This window comes from Ignatzschineria larvae DSM 13226 (assembly GCF_038500265.1).
GTDB lineage: Bacteria > Pseudomonadota > Gammaproteobacteria > Cardiobacteriales > Wohlfahrtiimonadaceae > Ignatzschineria > Ignatzschineria larvae.
In genome coordinates, this window is sequence record NZ_CP150637.1 from 82,691 (window position 1) to 103,346 (window position 20,656).

The window sequence follows — 20,656 nt, forward strand, 5'->3', positions numbered from 1 at the left end:
GTCACTTAATACTATTCAATAGGTATTATAGTTGTACGGCTATCCAGCTATTTAAAAACTAATATCAACACCCATCCAGTAGCGACGGCCATCTAAGTCGCGACCATAATTGACATCGGTAATATGCTTATTAGCAATATTATAGATACCCGCATAGAGATTAACATCACGACTCACTTTATAAGTTCCACCGATATCCATTAATGTGTAGCTATCATATTCAGTACCACGAGCGCCCTGTCTTGACAGCGCCGTCTCTTTACCTCGGAAACTCACTTTTGCCCAAATATTCGCCTGCGGATTGATTTGCCAATCAGCGTGGATATTAAAGAGATGTTCAGGGATACGGTTTAATGGCGCGCCTTGATATTGTCCACTTGTCTGTTTAGTCTTTGTCCAAGTATAACTACCTTTGAGGGTCACAGGATCGATAGGTTTCCACTGCATTGCAAGCTCAATTCCTTTGAGATCTGCAGTATCAATATTCTCATTAGTTTGAATAAAAAAGAATTTCGATCCATTATCTGCGACACAGTCATCGGTGCTACCTGTACTACGACAGAGCTCAATATTTTGCAGTTTATCTTTAAATTTGGTGTAAAAACCTGTGATATCGAAATTGAATTGATCATGAGGCATATAGCTTAGACCAATCTCATAGTTTGTGGATTTTTCAGGTTTGAGATTAGGGTTGCCGATAATAAGCCCATTACTGCGTCCTCCCCCTGTTTGTTGTCCCCAATCAGCAACTGCTTGACGAATTGCCGGTGTTTTATAACCTGTTGAAACACCCCCTTTTAAGGTGAAATCATCATTGATATTCCAAACCCCATAAAGTCTTGGAGAGTAGTGACTTCCATAGTTTTCATCGTGATCATAACGAAGACCGGCGGTAATCGCGAAGTTATCTAGTAACCACCATTCATCTTCAATAAAAAGTGCATGGCTTTTTCGGGAGATCTGTTGAATGTGACTATCGAGTCGATTGTTGTTATCAGAGAGCTTCTCATCAATCAGTTGTCCTCCTAGTGTGACGGTGTGAGCCGCGATAGGAATAATGACATTACCACTTACCTCCTTATTTTTAACAATCATTTTGCGCGTGTAGTTATTATTCTTTTCATAAGCATAGAAGAGTTCGGCCATAATTCCATGCTCAAATTCCCCTAAGTAACGAACAGAGTAGTTGGTGCGTTTATACTTATTTTCACTAGTACTCTCTGTAGATTTCCCTTCGGTCCAGAAACGCTTTTGGAAACCATTACCATACTCAAGTTCAAAAGTATGTCCCGTTACAGGCACAAATGTGAGTTTCCCACCAAAGTTCTCGATCTGACGCTTTGGCTGGCCATTGAGTTTCTCATCTTCTTTACGGTGTGAATATTTACCATAAAGTTGAAGACCAAGCTTTTCGGCGACTAAGGGGCCACTTGCATAGAGCTCAGTATTAAGCCCGTGCCCCGCATCAGAATCATTTTGAATCGTAACATCCGTCCGAATATTCCCCATCCAATGATCGTTCACTTTCTTAGTAATAATGTTAATGACACCGCCCATTGCATCAGAACCGTAGCGAGAAGACATAGGGCCTCGAATGACCTCAATACGTTCAATGGCACCTAATGGCGGGATCCATCCTTGTTCAACACCGCCACCATCGCTATTAGGACGTGTTGCTCTTGAGTTTTGTCGTTTGCCATCTACCATCATTAAAGTATAGGCAGAACCCATCCCTCGAATACTGATATCGGCGTTCGCACCGCCGCCGGTAATCACAACGCCGGGAACATCGGCAATTGCATCAGTCACATCTCTAAATGGCGCTTGAGCTAAATCTTGCTGTGTAACAACAGAGATCGAAGCGGGGGCATCTTTCACGGCTTGCGCAAAGCCTCCGGCTGTTACAACAATTTTAGAGAGATTAATGGTTGGTGCTTCAAGTAATGCGTCTTCTGCAAGCGAGAGATTTTCAGGGACAGATTGAGCATAGCTAATCGTAGATACCGAGAGGATAAGCGCTGGGTAGAGCGCCTTAGTAAATAGGGAACGTTGTAATTGTGTAATATATTGTGATGCTTGATGTGACATAAAGTATTCCTATGGGTGAGATAGAATATGAATGAAGAGATACAACAATAGACTTGGTTCTCAGTAGAGATCTGCCGAAAATGGCTACCTAGATAATTTATGATCAATTAAAGGCCAGCGTTGGTAATGTATCGGGAAGCACTAATAAGAATTTAAGCTATATGTAAATAGCAATTATTCCTATTTAAAAGATATTGTCAAACATAATTTCACAAAAAAGTTATTGCTTGCTATAAGTTTGAGAGAGAAAAGGCGGGTGATAAAGGGCTATAAACCATTGTAGAATCGAGTGAACCGATTAAAACGGGCGCCAATTTTTTGAAAGTATCTGATACGAATTTAATTTATATCAATCATTTTTCAATACTTTCAATGGGATAAAAAATTTTGTGAAAAGAGTATTAATGCAATGAAAATAAGTGCTATATATATATAACAAGGTAGATATAACAAATCTGTTATTAAACCTAAAAGTAGCTTCTTTGATCTTTTCTTATTGTTATCTCTATATTTTTAATCAGTAGTAACAATAAGAACGACAATGACGATAAGAACGATAAGAATAATAAAAACAAAAACGAATAAAGAGACTGTAAAAACAGTAGCAACATCAATATGGTGAAATAGGAGAAATCAGGTGTCCATAGCGGTTTATTGTGTTGGTGATCGAGGGATTACTCTCTCGACGTCAGGGGAGATGAGTTTAGAGAATCAACAAAAGATATGGTGGATAAGCCAAGAGATTGCTCGAGAAAAAAATCCGATGGTGATCGATATCGTGCCTGGAATGAATAATTTAACGCTCTTTTTAAATCCCTATCTCAGTATTGATAAATCTATCTTGATACAACAGTTGCAACAATTATGGCTAGAAGCAGGAAGACTTGATTTAACAACCGCCTTTCGAGGTAAGTTAATTGAGGTTCCTGTGACATATGGCGGTGAGAAAGGGCCTGATCTATTGGAGGTTGCGCAAATTCATCAGATAACGCCGGAAGAGGTAGTTGCACTCCATACTGCGGCAACTTATACCGTCTATTTTGTCGGCTTCATGCCGGGATTTGTCTATTTAGGCGGTTTAGATCCGAAGATCCATACGGATCGCCGGGCCGTTCCGCGCGTGGCCATTCCAGCGGGTAGTGTCGGTATTGGTGGTTCTCAGACGGGCGTATATCCCGGTGAGTCGCCCGGCGGCTGGCAGATTTTAGGGAATACAGAATTGGCTTTCTTCGATTTATCTCGCGAGCAACCTACTCTTTTTATGCCCGGCGATCAGTTACGCTTTGTCGCAAAGGAGATTCTATTATGATGGAAGTATTGAATCCTGGAATTTTGAGCACGATTCAGGATTATGGTCGACTCTCTTATGCACAGATGGGCGTAGGGAAGGCGGGCGCGATTGATGGTGTATCCTTACATCTTGCCAATCGGTTAGTAGGAAATTCGGGTAATACGCCGGCATTAGAGGTGAGTATTGTCACGCCGGTAAAATTTCGGTTTCATCGCGCAACATGGATAGCGGTTACAGGCTCAAATTGTACCATTATGATCGATGGACAGAGTCAAGGTTGGCATGGTTGGCGAACTTATATCCGCCGGGGGCAGATTGTCGAGTTAAAGCCTGCGCATAATTCTGGAATGTATAGTTACCTTGCTGTCGAGGGGGGCTTTGATATCACGCCGGTGATGGGCTCTTGTAGTACCGATATCAAAAATCGAATCGGGGGGCATAAAGGGAATGGTTCTCCTTTAGCCAAAGGGGATCGGTTAAATTTTAAGGATTCCATGTATGCCATTACTCATGCAGTAGGCGTGCGAGCATTTAGTCGAACTTATATTAGCAGTACGATCTGCGTCTTAAAGGGGCCTGAATTTGAACAGTTTGATCAGGATTCTAGAATACGATTTTTCTCGCAGGAGTGGGAGGTAAGTAGTAATAGCAATCGGATGGGCGTTCGCTTAGAGGGGGAAGCCTTAGTGCGAGATCGCCCGGAAGAGATGCGCTCACAAGGTGTATTTGAAGGAGTGATTCAAGTCCCCCCGAATGGTCAGCCGTTAGTGTTAGCCGCAGAATGCCAAAGTACCGGAGGATATCCACGTATTGCAGTCATCCCTCATGCTGAATTGTGGAAGTTAGCCTATTTGCCTGCGCGTAAACGAGTGCAATTTATCTTAATTGACGAGGCAGAAGCGCGGGAAAAACTAGAGATTCAACAGCAATATTTGCGAAATGTGGAATATATTTTGCATCTACCGCAACCCTGTTTTTAGATCTATTATTAGGAGGATATGATGATAAATAACGATAACAATAATGATAACAACAATAATGCCTTGAAGAATGAAAAGCAAAAAGTCGATCTCAATTGTGATTTAGGAGAGAGTTTTGGTGCTTGGAAAATGGGGGATGATGAAGCAATTTTACCCTTAATCAGCTCGGCGAATATCGCTTGTGGTTTTCATGCCGGCGATTTTGATACGATGCGAAAAACGGTGGAGTTAGCACTCGATTATGAGGTGGCGATGGGTGCGCATCCGGGACTCCCTGATCTTCAAGGGTTTGGTCGGCGGAATATGGCCATTACCCCAAAAGAAGCCTATAACATGGTGGTCTATCAGGTTGGCGCACTACAAGGATTTATTCGAGCCTTAGGCGGAAAGCTACACCATGTCAAACCCCATGGCGCACTTTATAACATGGCCGCAACGAATGAATCATTGGCCTTAGCCATTGCCCATGCAATTGCGGATGTTTCTCAAGGGGAGGCGATTCTCTATGGTTTATCGGGAAGCGCACTGATTCGAGCAGGAAGAGAAGTGGGAGTACCGGTCATGAATGAGGTCTTTGCGGATCGCACCTATCAGACAGATGGGACGCTGACTCCTCGTATCGATGCAAATGCGTTAATTACTGATCATAAAGACTCCATTGCGCAAGTATTACAGATGGTGGAATCAAATGCTGTAACAACGGTAACAGGAGAAGTGATCGCTTTAGAGGCAGATACAATCTGCGTGCATGGTGATGGAGCTTCGGCATTGCAATTTGTTGAAGAGATTCGTCAAACCTTTAAAAAGCGGAAGATTCTCATTAGTGCTGATTAAATGGGAAATTTCATTTACATGTTCTATCTAAAAGTTCTACTTACGTGTTCTTTTTGAATCTTCATTGTAACCACTATCATTAATTTATCTTCGTTTTATCAGGCTACCGAGGCTTTTATCTCGATAGCCTCCACTATGCGGTGATTTCAGAATCATAACAATAACGGGGTGGGATCCTCACTCACTGAAATCATCAAAATTACCACTAAAAGTGATCTTATTGATCATGATCTCAAGCAAGCTATTGAGAGAATATAAAAAGCAATTAAAGGAGTCATTTATGGGCAAACCATCTTCTAACAAACCTTACGATATTAATGAACATGCCAAAGCAAGGCGGAGTGCGATTATTGGTGCGGTCTTTCTTATGGGGCTATCCGCCATTGGTCCTGGGTTTTTAACACAAACCACTACATTTACCATGCAGTTAGGGGCCAGTTTTGCCTTTGTCATTCTCTTCTCTATTATTTTAGATTTAGGCGCACAGCTCAATATTTGGCGCATTATTACCGTCTCTAATATGCGCGGGCAAGATATTGCTAATAAAGTGATTCCAGGATTGGGCTATTTTGTCTCGGTGCTTGTGGTGATGGGTGGACTTGCTTTTAATATTGGGAATGTCGCCGGCGCTGGATTGGGGCTTAATGTTTTTACAGGATTATCGGTTGAAGCCGGAGCGATGATCAGTGCCGCTATTGCGATTGCGATCTTTCTCTTTAAGGAAGCCGGGAGGATTATGGATAAGTTTATCCAATTGGCCGGTATTGTGATGATTTTCTTAACGCTCTATATTGTCTTTAAATCGTCACCGCCAGTAGCGGAAGCCGCTTATCGCACCTTCGTACCCGATGCTCCACTTTCTGCCTTAATATTGGCCACTGTGACACTTGTAGGGGGAACTGTGGGGGGCTATATCACCTTTGCCGGCGCGCATCGTCTCTTAGATGCGGGAGTTCATGGGAAGGCTGTTGTTAAAGAGGTCTCAAATGGCTCTTTGATGGGAATTGGTGTCACTGCAATTATGCGTGTGATTCTCTTTTTAGCGGTTTTAGGGGTGATCAGTCAGGGATTCCAATTAGCTGCTGATAATCCTGTGGCTTCTGTCTTTGAACATGCCGCAGGTAGAGTTGGTTATCTCTTCTTTGGTGTGATTATGTGGGCAGCGGCTGTCACATCGGTGATTGGGGCGGCTTATACTTCAGTAACCTTTTTACGGGTCTTTAGTAATAAAGTGGCGAAGAATCAGAACAAATTTATTATCGCCTTTATCTTTATCTCAACCGTAGTCTTTGTCAGTATCGGTCGTCCTGTTGAGATTCTCATTTTTGTGGGCGCGCTCAATGGTTTGATTTTACCACTAACATTAGGCCCTATTCTATTTGCAGCATATCGTAAAGATGTCGTCGGTGATTATAAACATCCTATTTGGCAGACTGTTTTCGGTGCTATTGTTGTTGTAATTATGACAGTTCTAGGAGTACAAACACTCTATCATTATATTGCAGGATAGAATGGTGTTGTCCTTTTAGAATAACGGTGAATAAAGTGATCAGATATTGTTACTGTGAGTCATATGATTATAATAGGGCAATATCTGTTTTTTAACGGAGTTAGAAGGATACGTTCTAAAAGGGTGAATTGAATAGATCAATAGCTTAATTGTATAAAATAGTGGGTTATCAATTGAGGCTAAACCTATTTTAAAAAAGTTCATAAAACGGTAAAAAATTAGGCATAAAAAGTTTTGACTCTCATAAAAAATAGCGTATACTTGTCTTCGTTGGTTGAGACGGCAAACATTTAAACCGGTAAGTAATAAGACTTACAACTTTAAATTTAAAATAGTTAGCTAAATAATCTTGACAACACCAACAGAATTGAATAAAATTTCTCTTCTATTGGGTGCTTAGCTCAGTTGGTAGAGCATCGCCCTTACAAGGCGAGGGTCGGGGGTTCGAACCCCTCAGCACCCACCAAATAGACAAACCTCTTACAGAAATGTAAGAGGTTTTTTATTGTCTGAATTGTTCTCAATAAAGCTGATTCTCGGCGGGAGGGAATAGCTGCAAAACCAGACAAATCCCACGCCCGCAAGTGAGCGATTTTCTGATCTCTCGGTATTAGAGATACCTAATTTGCCGGCACACAATTGTTGCAAGGGCGAGGTCATTCGCTCCGGCGATGTGATCAATTGTCTTAGTTGTTCTAAATAAATCTGAGACTCGGCGGGAGGGAATAGCTGCAAAACCAGACAAATCCCGCGCCCGCAAGTGAGCGATTTTCTAATCTCTCAACACGAGAGCTCCAACTGCCGGCGCACGATTGTGACAAGGGCGAGATCATTCGCCCCGGCGATGTGATCAATTGTCTTAGTTGTTCTAGATAAATCTGAGACTCGGCGGGAGGGAATAGCTGCAAAACCAGACAAATCCCGCGCCCGCGAGAGCGCAATTTTCTAATCTTTCGGTGATTCAACAGTACCGCTCGGCGTATCAAGAGGGTTACGAATCGGTTGATGGTTTTTGAGGAGTGTTTTCTCAAGTAATACTGTATAGAGTGGATGACCACCAAAGAGTTGTGCTGCAATAGTTGCGCCTAGACAGGTAATGAGCATCGGTAAAATAAGCGTGAAACTACTAGTCAACTCTAATACCAATATTGCACCCGTTAAAGGTGCACGAACCGTCGCCGCAAAGAGCGCGCCCATGCCGGCAATGGCAAATACGCCGGCATGTAGTTCATATTGTGGAAAGAAATGAATCGCATAATCGCCAAAAAGCGCCCCAAAGAGCGTTCCGAGTGCTAATAATGGGGAGAAAATCCCGCCGGTAGCGCCGGAGCTAAAGCAGATAATGGAGGTTAAAAAACGTAGCAGAAAGATAATGAGTAACATCTGCAATGTAAAGGAGCCATTACTCCAAGCATGAATGACATTAAATCCTTCCCCTACAAGATCCGGTAGATAAAGAGCAATCACGCCGCAGGAGCCACCAATAATCCCCCCAGTAATAACAAAGCGTAACATACGACCTTTATAAAATGATTCAAAGCGATCTTGTAAAAAGAGAAGAGAGCGATTAAAAGAGAGCCCGACAAGTCCCATCAAAAAGCCTAAGAGCAGGAAGAGCCAAAGTGCCGATAGATCTACATGATCAAAGGTGCCGATATTGAGCAGGGTGCTACTACCATAAATAACGCGGAAAACGATCGTAGCCATAACAGAGCCAATGAGGACCGATTTAAAAGAAATTAAGCCATATTTAAACTCACTTCGCATCTCTTCAATGACAAAGATAATGCCCGCCAGTGGGGCATTAAAGGCGGCGGAAAGGCCTGCAGCGGCACCTGATGCTAGTAGAATGTGGCGATTCTCTCCTTCTTTGAGGCGAAAGATATCGGCAAACATGCCCGCAATATTCGCGCCCATCTGTACGGTTGGCCCTTCACGACCTAATACCATTCCAGAACCGAGTGTACCTAATCCCCCTAAGAATTTTACCGGTAATACTCGCCACCAGCGAACAGGACGCAAATCCTCGAGCGCACCCTCTACTTCCGGAATCCCAGAACCACCCGCTTCCGGCGCAAAGCGTTTGACGATATAGTAAGAGATCATGCTTAAGATCATCGATACAATGAAGATAGCAACGGCGATATAAAGCGGATCTGTGAGATATTGCTCAACTTTGCTGACGCGAATAGTGGAGATGAACTCAACACTAAATTGGAAAGCAACACCGACTAAACCGGCAAATGCACCAATGACTGCAGAGAGTAGGAGGATGTGAAGCGGCGTTTTATCGCTTTTAATCAATTGATCGATAAACTTAAATTTCAAAATAAAATCCTTCAGTAGTGAGGCAGTAACTCGTTTGAAATAACGGTCATTATTATAATCCTTGAGTTCCAATTTCTAACGCAACAGTTAATGTTTCGTCATCTGAGTAGCTTCATATTCCTTGTGAAATAGTTCTGTAATAACTTCGATAGGCGATCTAAAATTAAAGCGTTTTCGAGGTCGACTATTGAGTGATAGCGCTATTTCATCAAGCTCTTCCTGACTATGAATAGAAAGATCTGTCCCTTTGGGCAAGTATTGTCGTATCAAACCATTGATATTCTCATTACTCCCTCTTTGCCAGGGGCTATGGGGATCACAAAAGTAGATAGCAACTCCCGTATTTTGCGTGATCTGAGCATGATAAGCCATTTCTTTCCCTCGATCATAGGTCATTGTTCGTGCAAATGTTAAAGGTACTCGATTGAGTGCTGCGCTAAACCCTATAACGGCAGAGGTTGCGGTTGCATCTTCCATTTTGATTAACATAACATAACCACTAGTGCGCTCAACTAATGTGCCGACAGCTGAAGCGTTGCCTTTTCCTTTGATCAAATCACCTTCCCAATGTCCAGGTGTTAAACGATCTTTAACTTCTGGAGGACGTAAGTGAATACTTACTAAATCAGGAATTTGCCCTCTTCTATCCACAGTTCCTTTTCGGGGTTTTCGTGTGGTACGTCCTTGCCTTAAACATTGGAGTAATTCTTTTTTTAATTGGCCAACGGGTAAAGCATACAAGGCATTGTAGATTGTTTCTTGGCAAACATAGTAACTAGAATTAGCCATCTTTTTAAGTACCCCGGATATTTGTTCAGGAGATAATTTAGCACGTAAACACTGTTCCACAAAACCAAATAAGACCGTTCCTGGCGTTAGTTTTTCATCAGGGGCGCATCTCTTTCTAGCTTGTAAATAGGCGTACTGTGCCTTTGTTGCAGCATAGTGATCTTTATCCTCAACTCTTTTTAACTCTCTGGAAATTGTCGAAGGCGATCGGTTTAGCTCTTTAGCAATGGTTCGAATACTTTTATTAAGTTGTATACCAACTTCAATATTGATCCGTTCATTAAGTGATAATCTTGAATAGTTCATGGCAACATTTTACTCCTTAAGTAAGTGTTGCGCTAGGAATTGGATTCCGCCATCTATAATAAACAATAAAATAATAAAAAATAGATATCGATATTTTAAGTGGATATTTTATTGTAGTTATTATTTTTTATTTAATAAGTTATAGATGTAGTCAATTAGTTAAAGCCAATTAGTTAAAGTCATTTTTGAATTTAATAATGTCATTTATAGTAAATTTGGTTTAAGAAAAAATAGTTTTAAGTAGCTAGTGTGGGATTTTAAAAGTACATCAAATTGTACTCAATAACACTTGCAAGATGCCGGATGGAACAGTTTTCTCGCCTCGATCAGCTGATGCGCCGGCATTTGAATAAACTTATTTTGAACCGATACTACTATAAGAAGTAGGTACAAAAAAAGAGTGGGGAATCAATCCTCACTCTTTTTTCTTTGATCCTATTTAGTCACTCATCTTATCGATTAGTAGATGAATTTTACTTTTATGAATCTTATTTTAATTGTTCCATCACTTCTGCAGCGAAGTCAGATTCAACAATCTCAACACCTTCACCAAGCTCTAAACGAACAAAGCTGTTCACTTTCGCTGATTCAGATTTAAGAAGCTTTTCAACTGTTGTGTCAGGATCTTTAACGAACGCTTGACCTACAAGTGTCACTTCTTCAAGATATTTACGGATACGACCTTCGATCATTTTCTCTTGGATATCTGCAGGGCGTCCTGATTCAGCCGCTTGCGCTGTGAAGATTTCACGCTCTTTATCTAAGATGTCGCTAGGAACGCCAGATGCATCTACGCAAAGGGGTTTCGCTGCTGCGATATGCATTGCGATATCACGTGGAAGTTCTGCGTTTCCGCCTTCAACATCAACGATTGCCGCAATACGAATACCGTGAAGATATGCACCGATGGTGCCTTTTGCTTCGATACCAGCGACGCGACGAACAGTGATGTTCTCACCGATTTTCGCGATGAGGTTTTTACGTGCTTCATCAAGAGAGATACCGTCAACAGTGATATCTGCTAAGTCATCGATGCAAGTTGCACGTTTTTCGAAAGCGATATCTGCCACTTTGTTAGAGAATGCGATAAAGTCTTCGTTTTTAGTGACGAAGTCAGTTTCACAGTTGACTTCTACGATCACGCCGAATTTATCGTCGCTACGTACTAAAAGTGTTCCTTCAGCGGCTGCGCGGTCTGCTTTTTTATCAGCTTTTGCTTGGCCGTTTTTACGCATCAATTCGATTGCGGCTTCAATATCACCATTTGTCTCTGTTAATGCTTTTTTGCATTCCATCATTCCAGAACCTGTACGTTCACGGAGTTCTTTTACCATAGCTGCTGTAATTGCCATTATAAAATACCTTTATCTAATAAAGTTAATCGGAAAAGAGAAGATTGAGCGCTGTTCAAAATTATCAGATTGCAGCGCTCAATGAACCCATTATTCTGCTGCTTGTGCTTCTTCAGCTTTAACTTCAACAACTTCTTCAACGACTGCTTCAACAACTTCTTCAGTAACTTCTTCAGTAACTTCTACAAATTGATCTTTCTCTTGAAGATCTTGAGAGATCAATTGTGCATTTGAACCGCGGCCTTCGATTACAGCATCAGCTGCTGCTGTTGCATAGAGTTGAATTGCGCGGATTGCATCGTCGTTACCAGGAATAACGTAATCGATATTGTCTGGTGAGCTGTTAGTATCTACAACGCCAATTACAGGAATACCCATTTTTCTTGCTTCTGCAACTGCGTTACTTTCGTAGCCTACATCGATGATGAAGATTGCATCAGGAATGTTTGGCATCTCTTTGATACCGCCGAGGCTTTTCTCAAGTTTGTTGAGTTCGCGCTCTAAAAGAATCCCTTCTTTTTTAGTTAAACGCTCAAGAGAACCGTCAGCTTTCATCTCTTCGATTTCACGAAGACGACGAATTGAGTTACGAACAGTTTTGAAGTTAGTAAGCATACCACCTAACCAGCGATGGTTAACGTAAGGCATACCTGCACGTTTAGCTTGTTCTGTGATAATGTCAGAGGCTGCGCGTTTTGTACCTACGAACAATACACGACCATTTTGTGATGCTACTTTAGAGATAAAGTTCATCGCATCATTAAACATCGGAAGGGTTTCTTCTAAGTTAATGATATGAATCTTTGAACGTGAGCCAAAGATATAAGGTTTCATTTTTGGATTCCAAAAACGAGTTTGATGGCCGAAGTGAACGCCCGCTTCGAGCATGTCGCGCATAGAAACTTGTGACATAAATTTTCCTTTTGTAATTTAGGGTTAAGCCTCCAGATCATCCATAAACGTAACTTGTCGAAGTTCCATTGCTGAAATCTACGCAAGCACCCCCGTTTAGGTTTGAAAATCTGTGAGTAATGTAAAATAAAAAATGTAAGTAAGGAATTGATTTCATTTATTTAAAGCGATCTTGAAAATAGGTTTCAATGACAGTTTTAATCAATGCTATCCCCGACTTACTCGTAATGATCTTCTTTAACAGCGATTACCTTATAACTCTCCAAATGATTCAAAACGATTCTTAACATTGGGAAGTAACAGGATCGACTCATTAAAAATGACAAGCCCCGTATTATAGCGCTAACGTGAGATTTTATCTAGGGGCTGTTGAACATTCATAACTTCAGCCAAATATAGGCACAAGCTAAAGCAACGTTGTTTTCATAATGTTGTTTTAGCTTGTCATATCTTGTTGCTATACTTCTAAAATGTTTCAGCCTTGCAAATGCATTCTCCACTAAATGCCGAGTTTTATAAATATGCCAGTCCATATGATTATTATTCGTAAGAGTATTCCTCTTTTTAGGAATAATAGCTTTAGCTCCTTGATTTATAATATCTTCTCTAAAACTCTCAGAATCATAACCTTTATCTGCACTAACGTAATCTGTCGTATTTAAATGAACCCTGCTAAGTAGCTCTGGAGCGACCTTGATATCGTGGGTCGTTCCATCTGTTACGATAAATTCACAGGGATTACCGCAAGCATCTACGATCATATGAATTTTTGAACTATTTCCACCAACACTTTTAGATATTGCTTGAGGATTATCTGCGGTTGCTCCTGTGCTATGCTGGTGAGCTCTAATGTGAGTTGCATCTATAAACAGCCATTCATAGTCAACATCTTGTGATAGTTTTTTAAATAATTTCAAGAGCTTGTTATTTTTAGACCAACGACTAAAAGTTTTAAAAATAGTATTAGGTCGCCCAAATTGCTCAGGAATATCCCTCCAAGGAACACCTGTTCTCATTCTAAATAGAATACCCTCAACGATATTTCTTAAATTTGGTTTGTCATAGATATTCAAATCTAGGAGAATAGGCTTCAGTTTCAGCCATAGTTTATCTGTAAGCATGGTTCGAGACATAGCGAGAGGTAGGTTTTTTTTGACGATAATATTCTACCGCTCGCTTTTTTTATTTTGAACTGCAATGTTCAACAGCCCCTAGCAATTTAAAATAATATTAAGGGGAGGAATAGGGCGTCTTGTGGTATAATTTCGACGATATAATTTAAGACTTAGGATAGAACAATGACTTATAAAAATGATCGTTTTATTCGTGCGCTACTCAAAGAGCCAGTGGATCGTACGCCTGTATGGATGATGCGTCAAGCGGGCCGCTATCTTCCTGAGTATCGTGCTGTTCGGGCAAAAGCAGGGGATTTTATGTCGCTCTGCCGTAATGCCGAGTTTGCCTGTGAAGTAACACTGCAACCGATTGATCGCTTTGGATTTGATGCGGCGATTCTCTTTTCCGATATTTTGACCATTCCCGATGCAATGGGGTTAGAGTTGAGCTTTGTCTCTGGTAAAGGGCCGGTATTTGCTAAGCCTATTGAGTCGGTGGCGGATATCGAAGCGTTACCTAACATCGATGTGAATGATGAGCTTGGCTATGTGATGAATGCCGTTTCAACCATTCGTAAAGCGCTTAAAAATGAAGTACCGTTGATCGGTTTTACCGGTAGCCCTTGGACGCTTGCGACTTATATGATCGAAGGCGGTAGTAGCAAAGATTTCGGTAAAGTGCGTGGCTTTATGTATGAACATCCTGAAGCGATGCATCTACTACTTGATAAATTAGCGGATGTGGTGATCGATTATCTCAATGCGCAGATTCAAAGCGGGGCGGCTGCGGTTCAGATCTTTGATACTTGGGGAGGAATCCTCTCTAAACAGCATTATCAAGCATTCTCGCTTCGTTATATGCAGAAGATTATCAATGGTTTGATCAAAGAGTATGATGGTGCGCCTATTCCTAGTATCGTATTCACTAAAAATGGCGGCATGTGGCTTAAAGAGCAAGCAGTGATTGGGGCAAATGGGCTTGGACTTGATTGGATGACGGATATTAGCGAAGCAAAAGCGCAAGTCGGTCAGCAAGTCGTGCTTCAAGGGAATATGGATCCGGGCGTTCTCTACTCAACACCGAAAGTGGTGCGTGAGCATGTAGGACAAGTCCTTGCGGGATTTGGTCAGGTCGGGAAAAATGAGGGGCATATCTTCAATTTAGGCCACGGTATTCACCCAGGTATTGATCCTGAAAATGTGAAAGCAATGGTGGAAGCCGTTCATGAATTAAGCCCGCAGTACCATACATTAGGTCAGCAAAAAGGGTAATACATGAATAGCTATCCGCCAGAGATTCTCTCTTGTGGAGCGGTGATTGTTCGATGGGATCGTGGGACTTTTCGGTATCTTCTACTGAAATCTTTTAACTTTTGGGATTTCCCTAAAGGGCAAGTAGAGCAGGGAGAAAAACCGCTTGAAACAGCACTTCGGGAAGTCTGGGAAGAGACCACGATCCGAGACCTAATCTTCCCTTGGGGGCAAGATTACTATGAAACAGAACCCTATTTTCGCGGTAGAAAAGTGGCTCGCTACTATTTAGCAGAAACTCGTCGGCGAGGCATTCACCTTCCGATTAATCCGGAAATCGGTCGTCCTGAACATAGCGATTGGGCTTGGTTTACCCGAAGCGAGGCACTCAAACATGTTACACCACGTGTACAGGAAGTGATCTTATGGTCTGATACCTATCTTGCTTATGATCGGCGAGTTGGGCATCAAGACTCCTGATGTTTGTAGCTACAATTCTCATAGGAATTATTATAAAGGGTATTACCCATGAGATTGCAAATGGATATGATGCATAGTAGTTCACCATTTAATAGCATTGAAATATATAGCATTAAATATAGAGATAGAGATAGAGAGGTAAGATGCAACGATTAGAAAAAGTACTCTGTGTCTGTGCAGATGCCGAGTTTAATCATCGTATTGAGGAGACATTCCCCGAGAAGCTCTACTATATCTGTCATAGTTACGAAGAAGCAGTAACCCTCTTGGGCAAAGGTATAGTTCCTGATTTGATTGTCGTCGATCTGGTTCTTTCGGGCAGTAGTGGCCCTGAAACGCTCGAGCAATTACAAAAGCAACTCTCTCCACGCATTATCCCGGGGATTATCACAACGACCAACGATCGACTTGTCCTCTATTCAGAGGCGCGTCCTCCCGCTCTTTTAGGTATTATTAGTAAAAGTGGTGATGAAACCTTTCTCTATGAACGGATCAAAAAACTTTGGGATGAGTATCAAAATAGCATTGAGAACAGTCAAGATCAGTGATTAAGGAGCAATAGTTCATTGTTAATAAATCACCCTCCCTATTATGAGAGAAATGCGCTTGAGCCTTTATTAAAGCTCAAGCGCATTTTAATAAGCTTATTTTGAACCGATCTCACTATAAATCACAGATTCTTGCATCCTGCTAATGTTTCTACTCTGTGAGTGACTATTTCCCCATTAAATCAATCTGATATACTGCAAAGCCGATCGGATCGGTGGTAATGCGATTCACAGGATATTGTGCATTCTCCTTGATATAAGTTTCTGCCTTTTCACTTGGAGATGTTTCAAAGCGGATATCAAGTGGTTGATCACTTTTGATGGGGGTAAATTGCCAATTATTCACCGCTTTACTCGTGACAACTCCTTTCTCTTTCGTCTCTTTAGCAATATAGTTGGCCAGAATAGTACGATTCTCATCAGGGGAGGCAAAGGCCACATGCGCATCGCCTGTGCCGGCAAATTTACCGCCATAAGCTCGGTAATTATTGGTCGCTACTAAGAAAGGTGCTTTAGGATCGATCGGTTTACCATTATAAGTCACCGATTTAACTCTATTGGCATCAGGATTAATCACTTGACAATCGACATCATATTTTGCCGGTTCTGTCACATCAATCTCATAATTAACGCCACTTAGCGTATCGAAATTATAGGTTCTAAAGCCTTCCCAATTGAGTAGATATTGCGGTTCAGGATTGTTAGGATCGATCTGATTAAACATTCCTGCGGAACACTCAAGCCATTCCACAACATCAGCGCCGGTTAATTTCACAACGGCAAGGGTATTAGGGTAGAGATAGAGGTCAGCAGCATTGCGGAAGGTCAAATCCCCTTGTTCAACTTCTACAAAATCGTGCGGGGCATTTTTCCGGCCACCGGCTTTAAAAGGCGCCGCTGCGGACAATACCGGAATATCCTCTAAATCGGGATCTCCTTGAATAAAGTGGTGGGTATAATCTGTCTGTGCATCATTGACGATTTGAACGGTGGGATCACTCTGGATCAGGGCTAGATAGCTATACATATTATCGGATGCTTTTCCTATCTGTTGACCCACAAATTCCCGGGTTTCAGCATGTGGCTCTCTAATTAGAGCCGCTAAATCCTCATCTCGTTCCACAAGCGCTTGGCGACTTGCTTTATCAAAAATAGGGCGTGCCTCCGATTGGGCATCAACGACTTTCCATCTGCCTTCATCATCATTTAAGACAAGATCAACAACCCCTAAATGATCTCCCCATTGACCCGGCATCACAGCAGGAATCCCATTAATCGTTCCCTTCTCGATATCCACGCCGGGAATATCGGCAAATGAGGCGCTTGGGAAAACGCCATGGGAATGCCCAAAGAGAATCGCATCGATTCCGGGTACTTCACTCAGATAGTAGACGGAGTTTTCTGCCATCGCTTTATAGGGCTCTTGTGAGAATCCCGAATGGGGAATGGCGATAATAATATCTGCACCTTCCGCTTTCATCTCCGGCACAAATTTACGGGCGGTTTCGGTGATATCATTCACCGTCACCTTGCCGGTTAAATTGGGCTTATCCCAAATCATAATTTGAGGGGGAACAAAGCCGATATAGCCAATTTTGATATTTTGGGCATTACCATCTCGATCAATGACCGGTGTATCGACGATAATATAAGGGTTGAAGTAATTAAGGCCTGTAGTGGCATCCATCACATTGGCATTCACATAGGGAAACTCAGCGCCGGCAATGGCTTGCTCAAGATAATCAAGCCCAAAGTTAAACTCATGATTTCCGAAGTTCCCCACCGTATAGCCCATGGTATTCATCAAGGTATGTGCCGGATGGGATTCTCCATCATGAATGCCTTTTGCCGCCATATAATCCGCAAGCGGGCTTCCTTGGATCAAATCACCATTATCGACTAAGACGGAATTGGGTGCTTCTTCCTCGGCATTCTTAATGAGTGTCGCCGTGCGTACAAGACCAAATTGCTCGGTTGGCTGATCTTTATAGTAATCAAAATCGAGTAAATTACTGTGGATATCCGTAGTTTCCAATACCCGTAGATCAACAGTTGCCGCTTGAGTGGCTTGTAAATTGAGGGTGACTATTAAGGCTAAAGCCGATAATTTGTAGATTCGCTTCATAATCCATTCTCCTTTGAGTTGATAATCAAAATTAGATTAATAATATATTATATCGATTAATACAATGAATGTTATTGAGTTAGATTATTGTTCAGAATGACTAAGAGAATCGCTCAATAGCGGGATATTATTCCTTGCCGAGAGATTAGAAAATCGCTCAATAGCGGGCGCTCGATTGTTCTGGTTTCACGATCATTCCCTCCCGCCGGGAATAGGCTTTTAATAAAAATGAAAAAATTTCGGAAAGTTTTCCCATATCTCAAAAGTGGGTACTATCTTTATTAATATAAGAAAAGTGATCGCATCGCCGGGGGGAAATATCCTGTTCTTTTACCGATCTCGCGCCGGCAGGTTTGGCATCTTCAATGCCGAGAGATTAGAAAATCGCTCCTCCGCGGGCGCTCGGATCTTCTGGTTTCACGATCATTCCCTCCCGCCGGGAATCGGCTTTTAATAAAAATGAAAAAATTTCAGAAAGTTTTCCCATATCTCAAAAGTGGGTACTATCTTTATTAATATAAGAAAAGTGATCTCATCGCCGGGGGGGAAATATCCCGCTCTTTCAATAATTGCGCGCCGGCAGGTTTGGCATCTTCAATGCCGAGAGATTAGAAAATCGCTCAATAGCGGGCGCTCGGATCTTCTGGTTTCACGATCATTCCCTCCCGCCGGGAATCGGCTTTTAATAAAAATGAAAAAATTTCGGAAAGTTTTCCCATATCTCAAAAGTGGGTACTATCTTTATTAATATAAGAAAAGTGATCGCATCGCCGGGGGGAAATATCCCGCTCTTTCAATAATTGCGCGCCGGCAGGTTTGGCATCTTCAATGCCGAGAGATTAGAAAATCGCTCAATAGCGGGCGCTCGGATCTTCTGGTTTCACGATCATTCCCTCCCGCCGGGAATCGGTTTTTAATGAGAATGAAAAAATTTCGGAAAGTTTTCCCATCTCAAAAGTGGGTACTATCTTTATTAATATAAGAAAAGTGATCGCATCGCCGGGGAGAAATATCCTGTTCTTTTACCGATCCCGCGCCGGCAGATGTGGCATTTCTCAATGCAGAGAGTTTGGTGGAAACTCAATCATGCTAACAATAGTGGCATTTTCAATGCCGAAAATTCATGTCGATTTTTCTCGATTATTTAACGATGTTTTATTGATGTGTCGATTTTTTTGGATTTTTTAAACATATCGAGATGATATGTCGATGGTATAAACATATCTTTAAAACGTGTCGATTTTTTGCATTTTTTTAAACATATTATATTGATCTAGTGATTGCATCTCCCTATACTGTTGAAAAAATGGAGAAGAAGATGATGAATTGGATTGCAGAACAACCTTATAATGAGTTACCACTCCTTCCACCTCAAAAAGAGTTGGAAACAAAAAGTGTCTTAAAAAACTGTATTGCTGCAAGATCTGCTTTAGCAGAGTTGAATCAAGCAGGGAAATTATTACCGAATCAGGGATTGTTGATTAATCTGTTGCCCATTTTAGAAGCGCAAGGAAGCTCCGAGATTGAAAATATTGTGACGACAACGGATAAACTCTTTCAATATTCAGTAGAAGAGGGGAATGCAGATCCTATGACTAAAGAGGCATTAAGTTATCGCCGGGCGCTCTATAATGGGTTTATTTCACTGAATAAGCTTCCCTTATCTAGTCGTACAGCCATGGATATATGTAGTACGCTCAAGGGAAGAGAGATGGATATTCGTAAACAGTTGGGAACGGCCTTACGTAATAGTACAACTGGTGAAGTGGTCTATACACCGCCTGCGGGAGAAGAGATTATTCGTGCTTTGCTCAAAAATTGGGAGGATTTTCTCCATGCTGATGATGAGCTTGATCCTTTAGTTAAGTTAGCGGTTCTCCATTATCAATTTGAAGCGATTCATCCCTTTATCGATGGAAATGGTCGAACAGGGAGAATTCTGAATATTCTCTATTTGATTGAGAAAGAACTATTAACCTTGCCGATACTCTATTTAAGTCGTTATATCGTAATGAATAAGCAAAAATATTATCAATTACTTTTGCAAGTAACATCCAATCATCAGTGGGAAGAGTGGATTCTTTTTATGCTCAAAGCTGTTGAAGAAACATCGATATGGACGAAAAATAAGATAGAAGCGATTACGGTATTAATGGAAGAAACCGTACAACATATCAAAGAAGAAGCTCCTAAAGTATATAGCTATGAGCTAGTGAACCTTCTTTTTGAACAGCCCTATTGCCGTATTACTAACTTAGTAGAGAAAAATATTGCTCAGAGGCAAACAGCTTCTAACTATTTACAAAAATTATGTGATATTGGTGTCTTGACGGAATATATGGAAGGACGAGAAAAGCTATTTATTAATGGTAAATTACTGGACTTAATGCGACAGTAATTGCTGACTATTTGCAAGCATTCCCTCCCGCCGGGAATCGGCTTTGGTTTGTATGGAATCAGTTTGTTCCATAAGAAAATTGATCGCATCGCCGGGGAGAAATATCCTGTTCTTTTACCGATCTCGCGCCGGCAGATGTGGCATTTCTCAATGCAGAGAGTTTGGTGGAAACTCAATCATGCTAACAATAGTGGCATTTTCAATGCCGAAAATTCATGTCGATTTTTCTCGATTATTTAGCGATGTTTTATTGATGTGTCGATTTTTTTGGATTTTTTAAACATATCGAGATGATATGTCGATGGTATAAACATATCTTTAAAACGTGTCGATTTTTTGCATTTTTTTA

Annotated in this window: 16 protein-coding genes and 1 tRNA gene; 10 read left to right on the forward strand and 7 right to left on the reverse strand. The window is 41.5% G+C overall.

Features of this window, described 5'->3' with window-relative positions:
* Positions 1-51: 51 nt before the first annotated feature.
* The gene (locus WMO13_RS00355) at positions 52-2,088 is read right to left on the reverse strand and encodes a TonB-dependent receptor domain-containing protein (protein ID WP_051396194.1); all 2,037 of its coding nucleotides are present in this window, start codon (positions 2,086-2,088) and stop codon (positions 52-54) included.
* 637 nt (positions 2,089-2,725) lie between these two features.
* Between WMO13_RS00355 and pxpB the strand changes: the two genes are divergently transcribed.
* The 5 genes from pxpB to WMO13_RS00380 all read left to right on the forward strand — a co-directional run bounded on the left by pxpB (position 2,726) and on the right by WMO13_RS00380 (position 7,169).
* Positions 2,726-3,397, forward strand: a complete 672-nt coding sequence (gene pxpB, locus WMO13_RS00360) for a 5-oxoprolinase subunit PxpB (RefSeq protein ID WP_026878796.1) — start codon at positions 2,726-2,728, stop codon at positions 3,395-3,397.
* Positions 3,394-4,359: a biotin-dependent carboxyltransferase family protein gene (locus WMO13_RS00365; protein WP_026878797.1), complete on the forward strand. Its 966-nt coding sequence runs from the start codon at positions 3,394-3,396 to the stop codon at positions 4,357-4,359. Before pxpB ends, WMO13_RS00365 begins: the two co-directional genes overlap by 4 nt.
* Positions 4,360-4,380: 21 nt before the next feature.
* Positions 4,381-5,193 carry a 5-oxoprolinase subunit PxpA gene (locus WMO13_RS00370; RefSeq protein ID WP_051396195.1) on the forward strand — a complete coding sequence of 271 codons (813 nt, stop codon included), beginning with the start codon at positions 4,381-4,383 and terminating at the stop codon, positions 5,191-5,193.
* Positions 5,194-5,473: 280 nt separating this feature from the next.
* Positions 5,474-6,703 (forward strand): NRAMP family divalent metal transporter, encoded by a 1,230-nt coding sequence (locus WMO13_RS00375; RefSeq protein ID WP_051396196.1) that lies wholly within the window; start codon positions 5,474-5,476, stop codon positions 6,701-6,703.
* A gap of 390 nt (positions 6,704-7,093) precedes the next feature.
* Positions 7,094-7,169 (forward strand) — tRNA-Val (locus tag WMO13_RS00380).
* Between the two features lie 479 nt (positions 7,170-7,648).
* Here the strand turns inward: WMO13_RS00380 and clcA are convergent.
* The 5 genes from clcA to WMO13_RS00405 all read right to left on the reverse strand — a co-directional run bounded on the left by clcA (position 7,649) and on the right by WMO13_RS00405 (position 13,523).
* On the reverse strand, positions 7,649-9,031 hold the full coding sequence (gene clcA, locus WMO13_RS00385; protein WP_245601155.1) for a H(+)/Cl(-) exchange transporter ClcA: 1,383 nt from the start codon (positions 9,029-9,031) through the stop codon (positions 7,649-7,651).
* Between the two features lie 87 nt (positions 9,032-9,118).
* The gene (locus WMO13_RS00390; protein ID WP_342386846.1) at positions 9,119-10,126 is read right to left on the reverse strand and encodes an IS30 family transposase; all 1,008 of its coding nucleotides are present in this window, start codon (positions 10,124-10,126) and stop codon (positions 9,119-9,121) included.
* A 488-nt stretch (positions 10,127-10,614) separates the two neighbouring features.
* Positions 10,615-11,478, reverse strand: a complete 864-nt coding sequence (gene tsf, locus WMO13_RS00395; RefSeq protein WP_026879435.1) for a translation elongation factor Ts — start codon at positions 11,476-11,478, stop codon at positions 10,615-10,617.
* 90 nt (positions 11,479-11,568) lie between these two features.
* A complete protein-coding gene (rpsB, locus tag WMO13_RS00400; protein WP_026879434.1) occupies positions 11,569-12,390 on the reverse strand; it encodes a 30S ribosomal protein S2 in 822 nt (273 codons plus the stop codon).
* Between the two features lie 377 nt (positions 12,391-12,767).
* Positions 12,768-13,523, reverse strand: a complete 756-nt coding sequence (locus WMO13_RS00405) for an IS5 family transposase (RefSeq protein ID WP_342386815.1) — start codon at positions 13,521-13,523, stop codon at positions 12,768-12,770.
* Between the two features lie 165 nt (positions 13,524-13,688).
* Between WMO13_RS00405 and hemE the strand changes: the two genes are divergently transcribed.
* The 3 genes from hemE (at position 13,689) to WMO13_RS00420 (ending at position 15,784) form a co-directional block, all read left to right on the forward strand.
* Positions 13,689-14,777, forward strand: coding sequence for a uroporphyrinogen decarboxylase (gene hemE / locus WMO13_RS00410; RefSeq protein WP_026879432.1), 1,089 nt, complete (start codon positions 13,689-13,691; stop codon positions 14,775-14,777).
* A gap of 3 nt (positions 14,778-14,780) precedes the next feature.
* Positions 14,781-15,236: an NUDIX domain-containing protein gene (locus tag WMO13_RS00415; RefSeq protein WP_026879431.1), complete on the forward strand. Its 456-nt coding sequence runs from the start codon at positions 14,781-14,783 to the stop codon at positions 15,234-15,236.
* 143 nt (positions 15,237-15,379) lie between these two features.
* On the forward strand, positions 15,380-15,784 hold the full coding sequence (locus WMO13_RS00420) for a response regulator (protein ID WP_051396309.1): 405 nt from the start codon (positions 15,380-15,382) through the stop codon (positions 15,782-15,784).
* A 166-nt stretch (positions 15,785-15,950) separates the two neighbouring features.
* Here the strand turns inward: WMO13_RS00420 and WMO13_RS00425 are convergent, their stop codons facing one another.
* Complete coding sequence (locus WMO13_RS00425; protein WP_034856110.1) at positions 15,951-17,909, reverse strand: bifunctional 2',3'-cyclic-nucleotide 2'-phosphodiesterase/3'-nucleotidase; 1,959 nt, start codon at positions 17,907-17,909, stop codon at positions 15,951-15,953.
* Between the two features lie 1,321 nt (positions 17,910-19,230).
* Here WMO13_RS00425 and fic point away from each other — a divergent pair.
* Both fic and WMO13_RS00435 read left to right on the forward strand, forming a co-directional pair.
* Positions 19,231-20,307 carry a protein adenylyltransferase Fic gene (gene fic, locus WMO13_RS00430; RefSeq protein ID WP_026879418.1) on the forward strand — a complete coding sequence of 359 codons (1,077 nt, stop codon included), beginning with the start codon at positions 19,231-19,233 and terminating at the stop codon, positions 20,305-20,307.
* 63 nt (positions 20,308-20,370) lie between these two features.
* Positions 20,371-20,547: a hypothetical protein gene (locus WMO13_RS00435; RefSeq protein ID WP_156923295.1), complete on the forward strand. Its 177-nt coding sequence runs from the start codon at positions 20,371-20,373 to the stop codon at positions 20,545-20,547.
* Positions 20,548-20,656 lie beyond the last annotated feature (109 nt).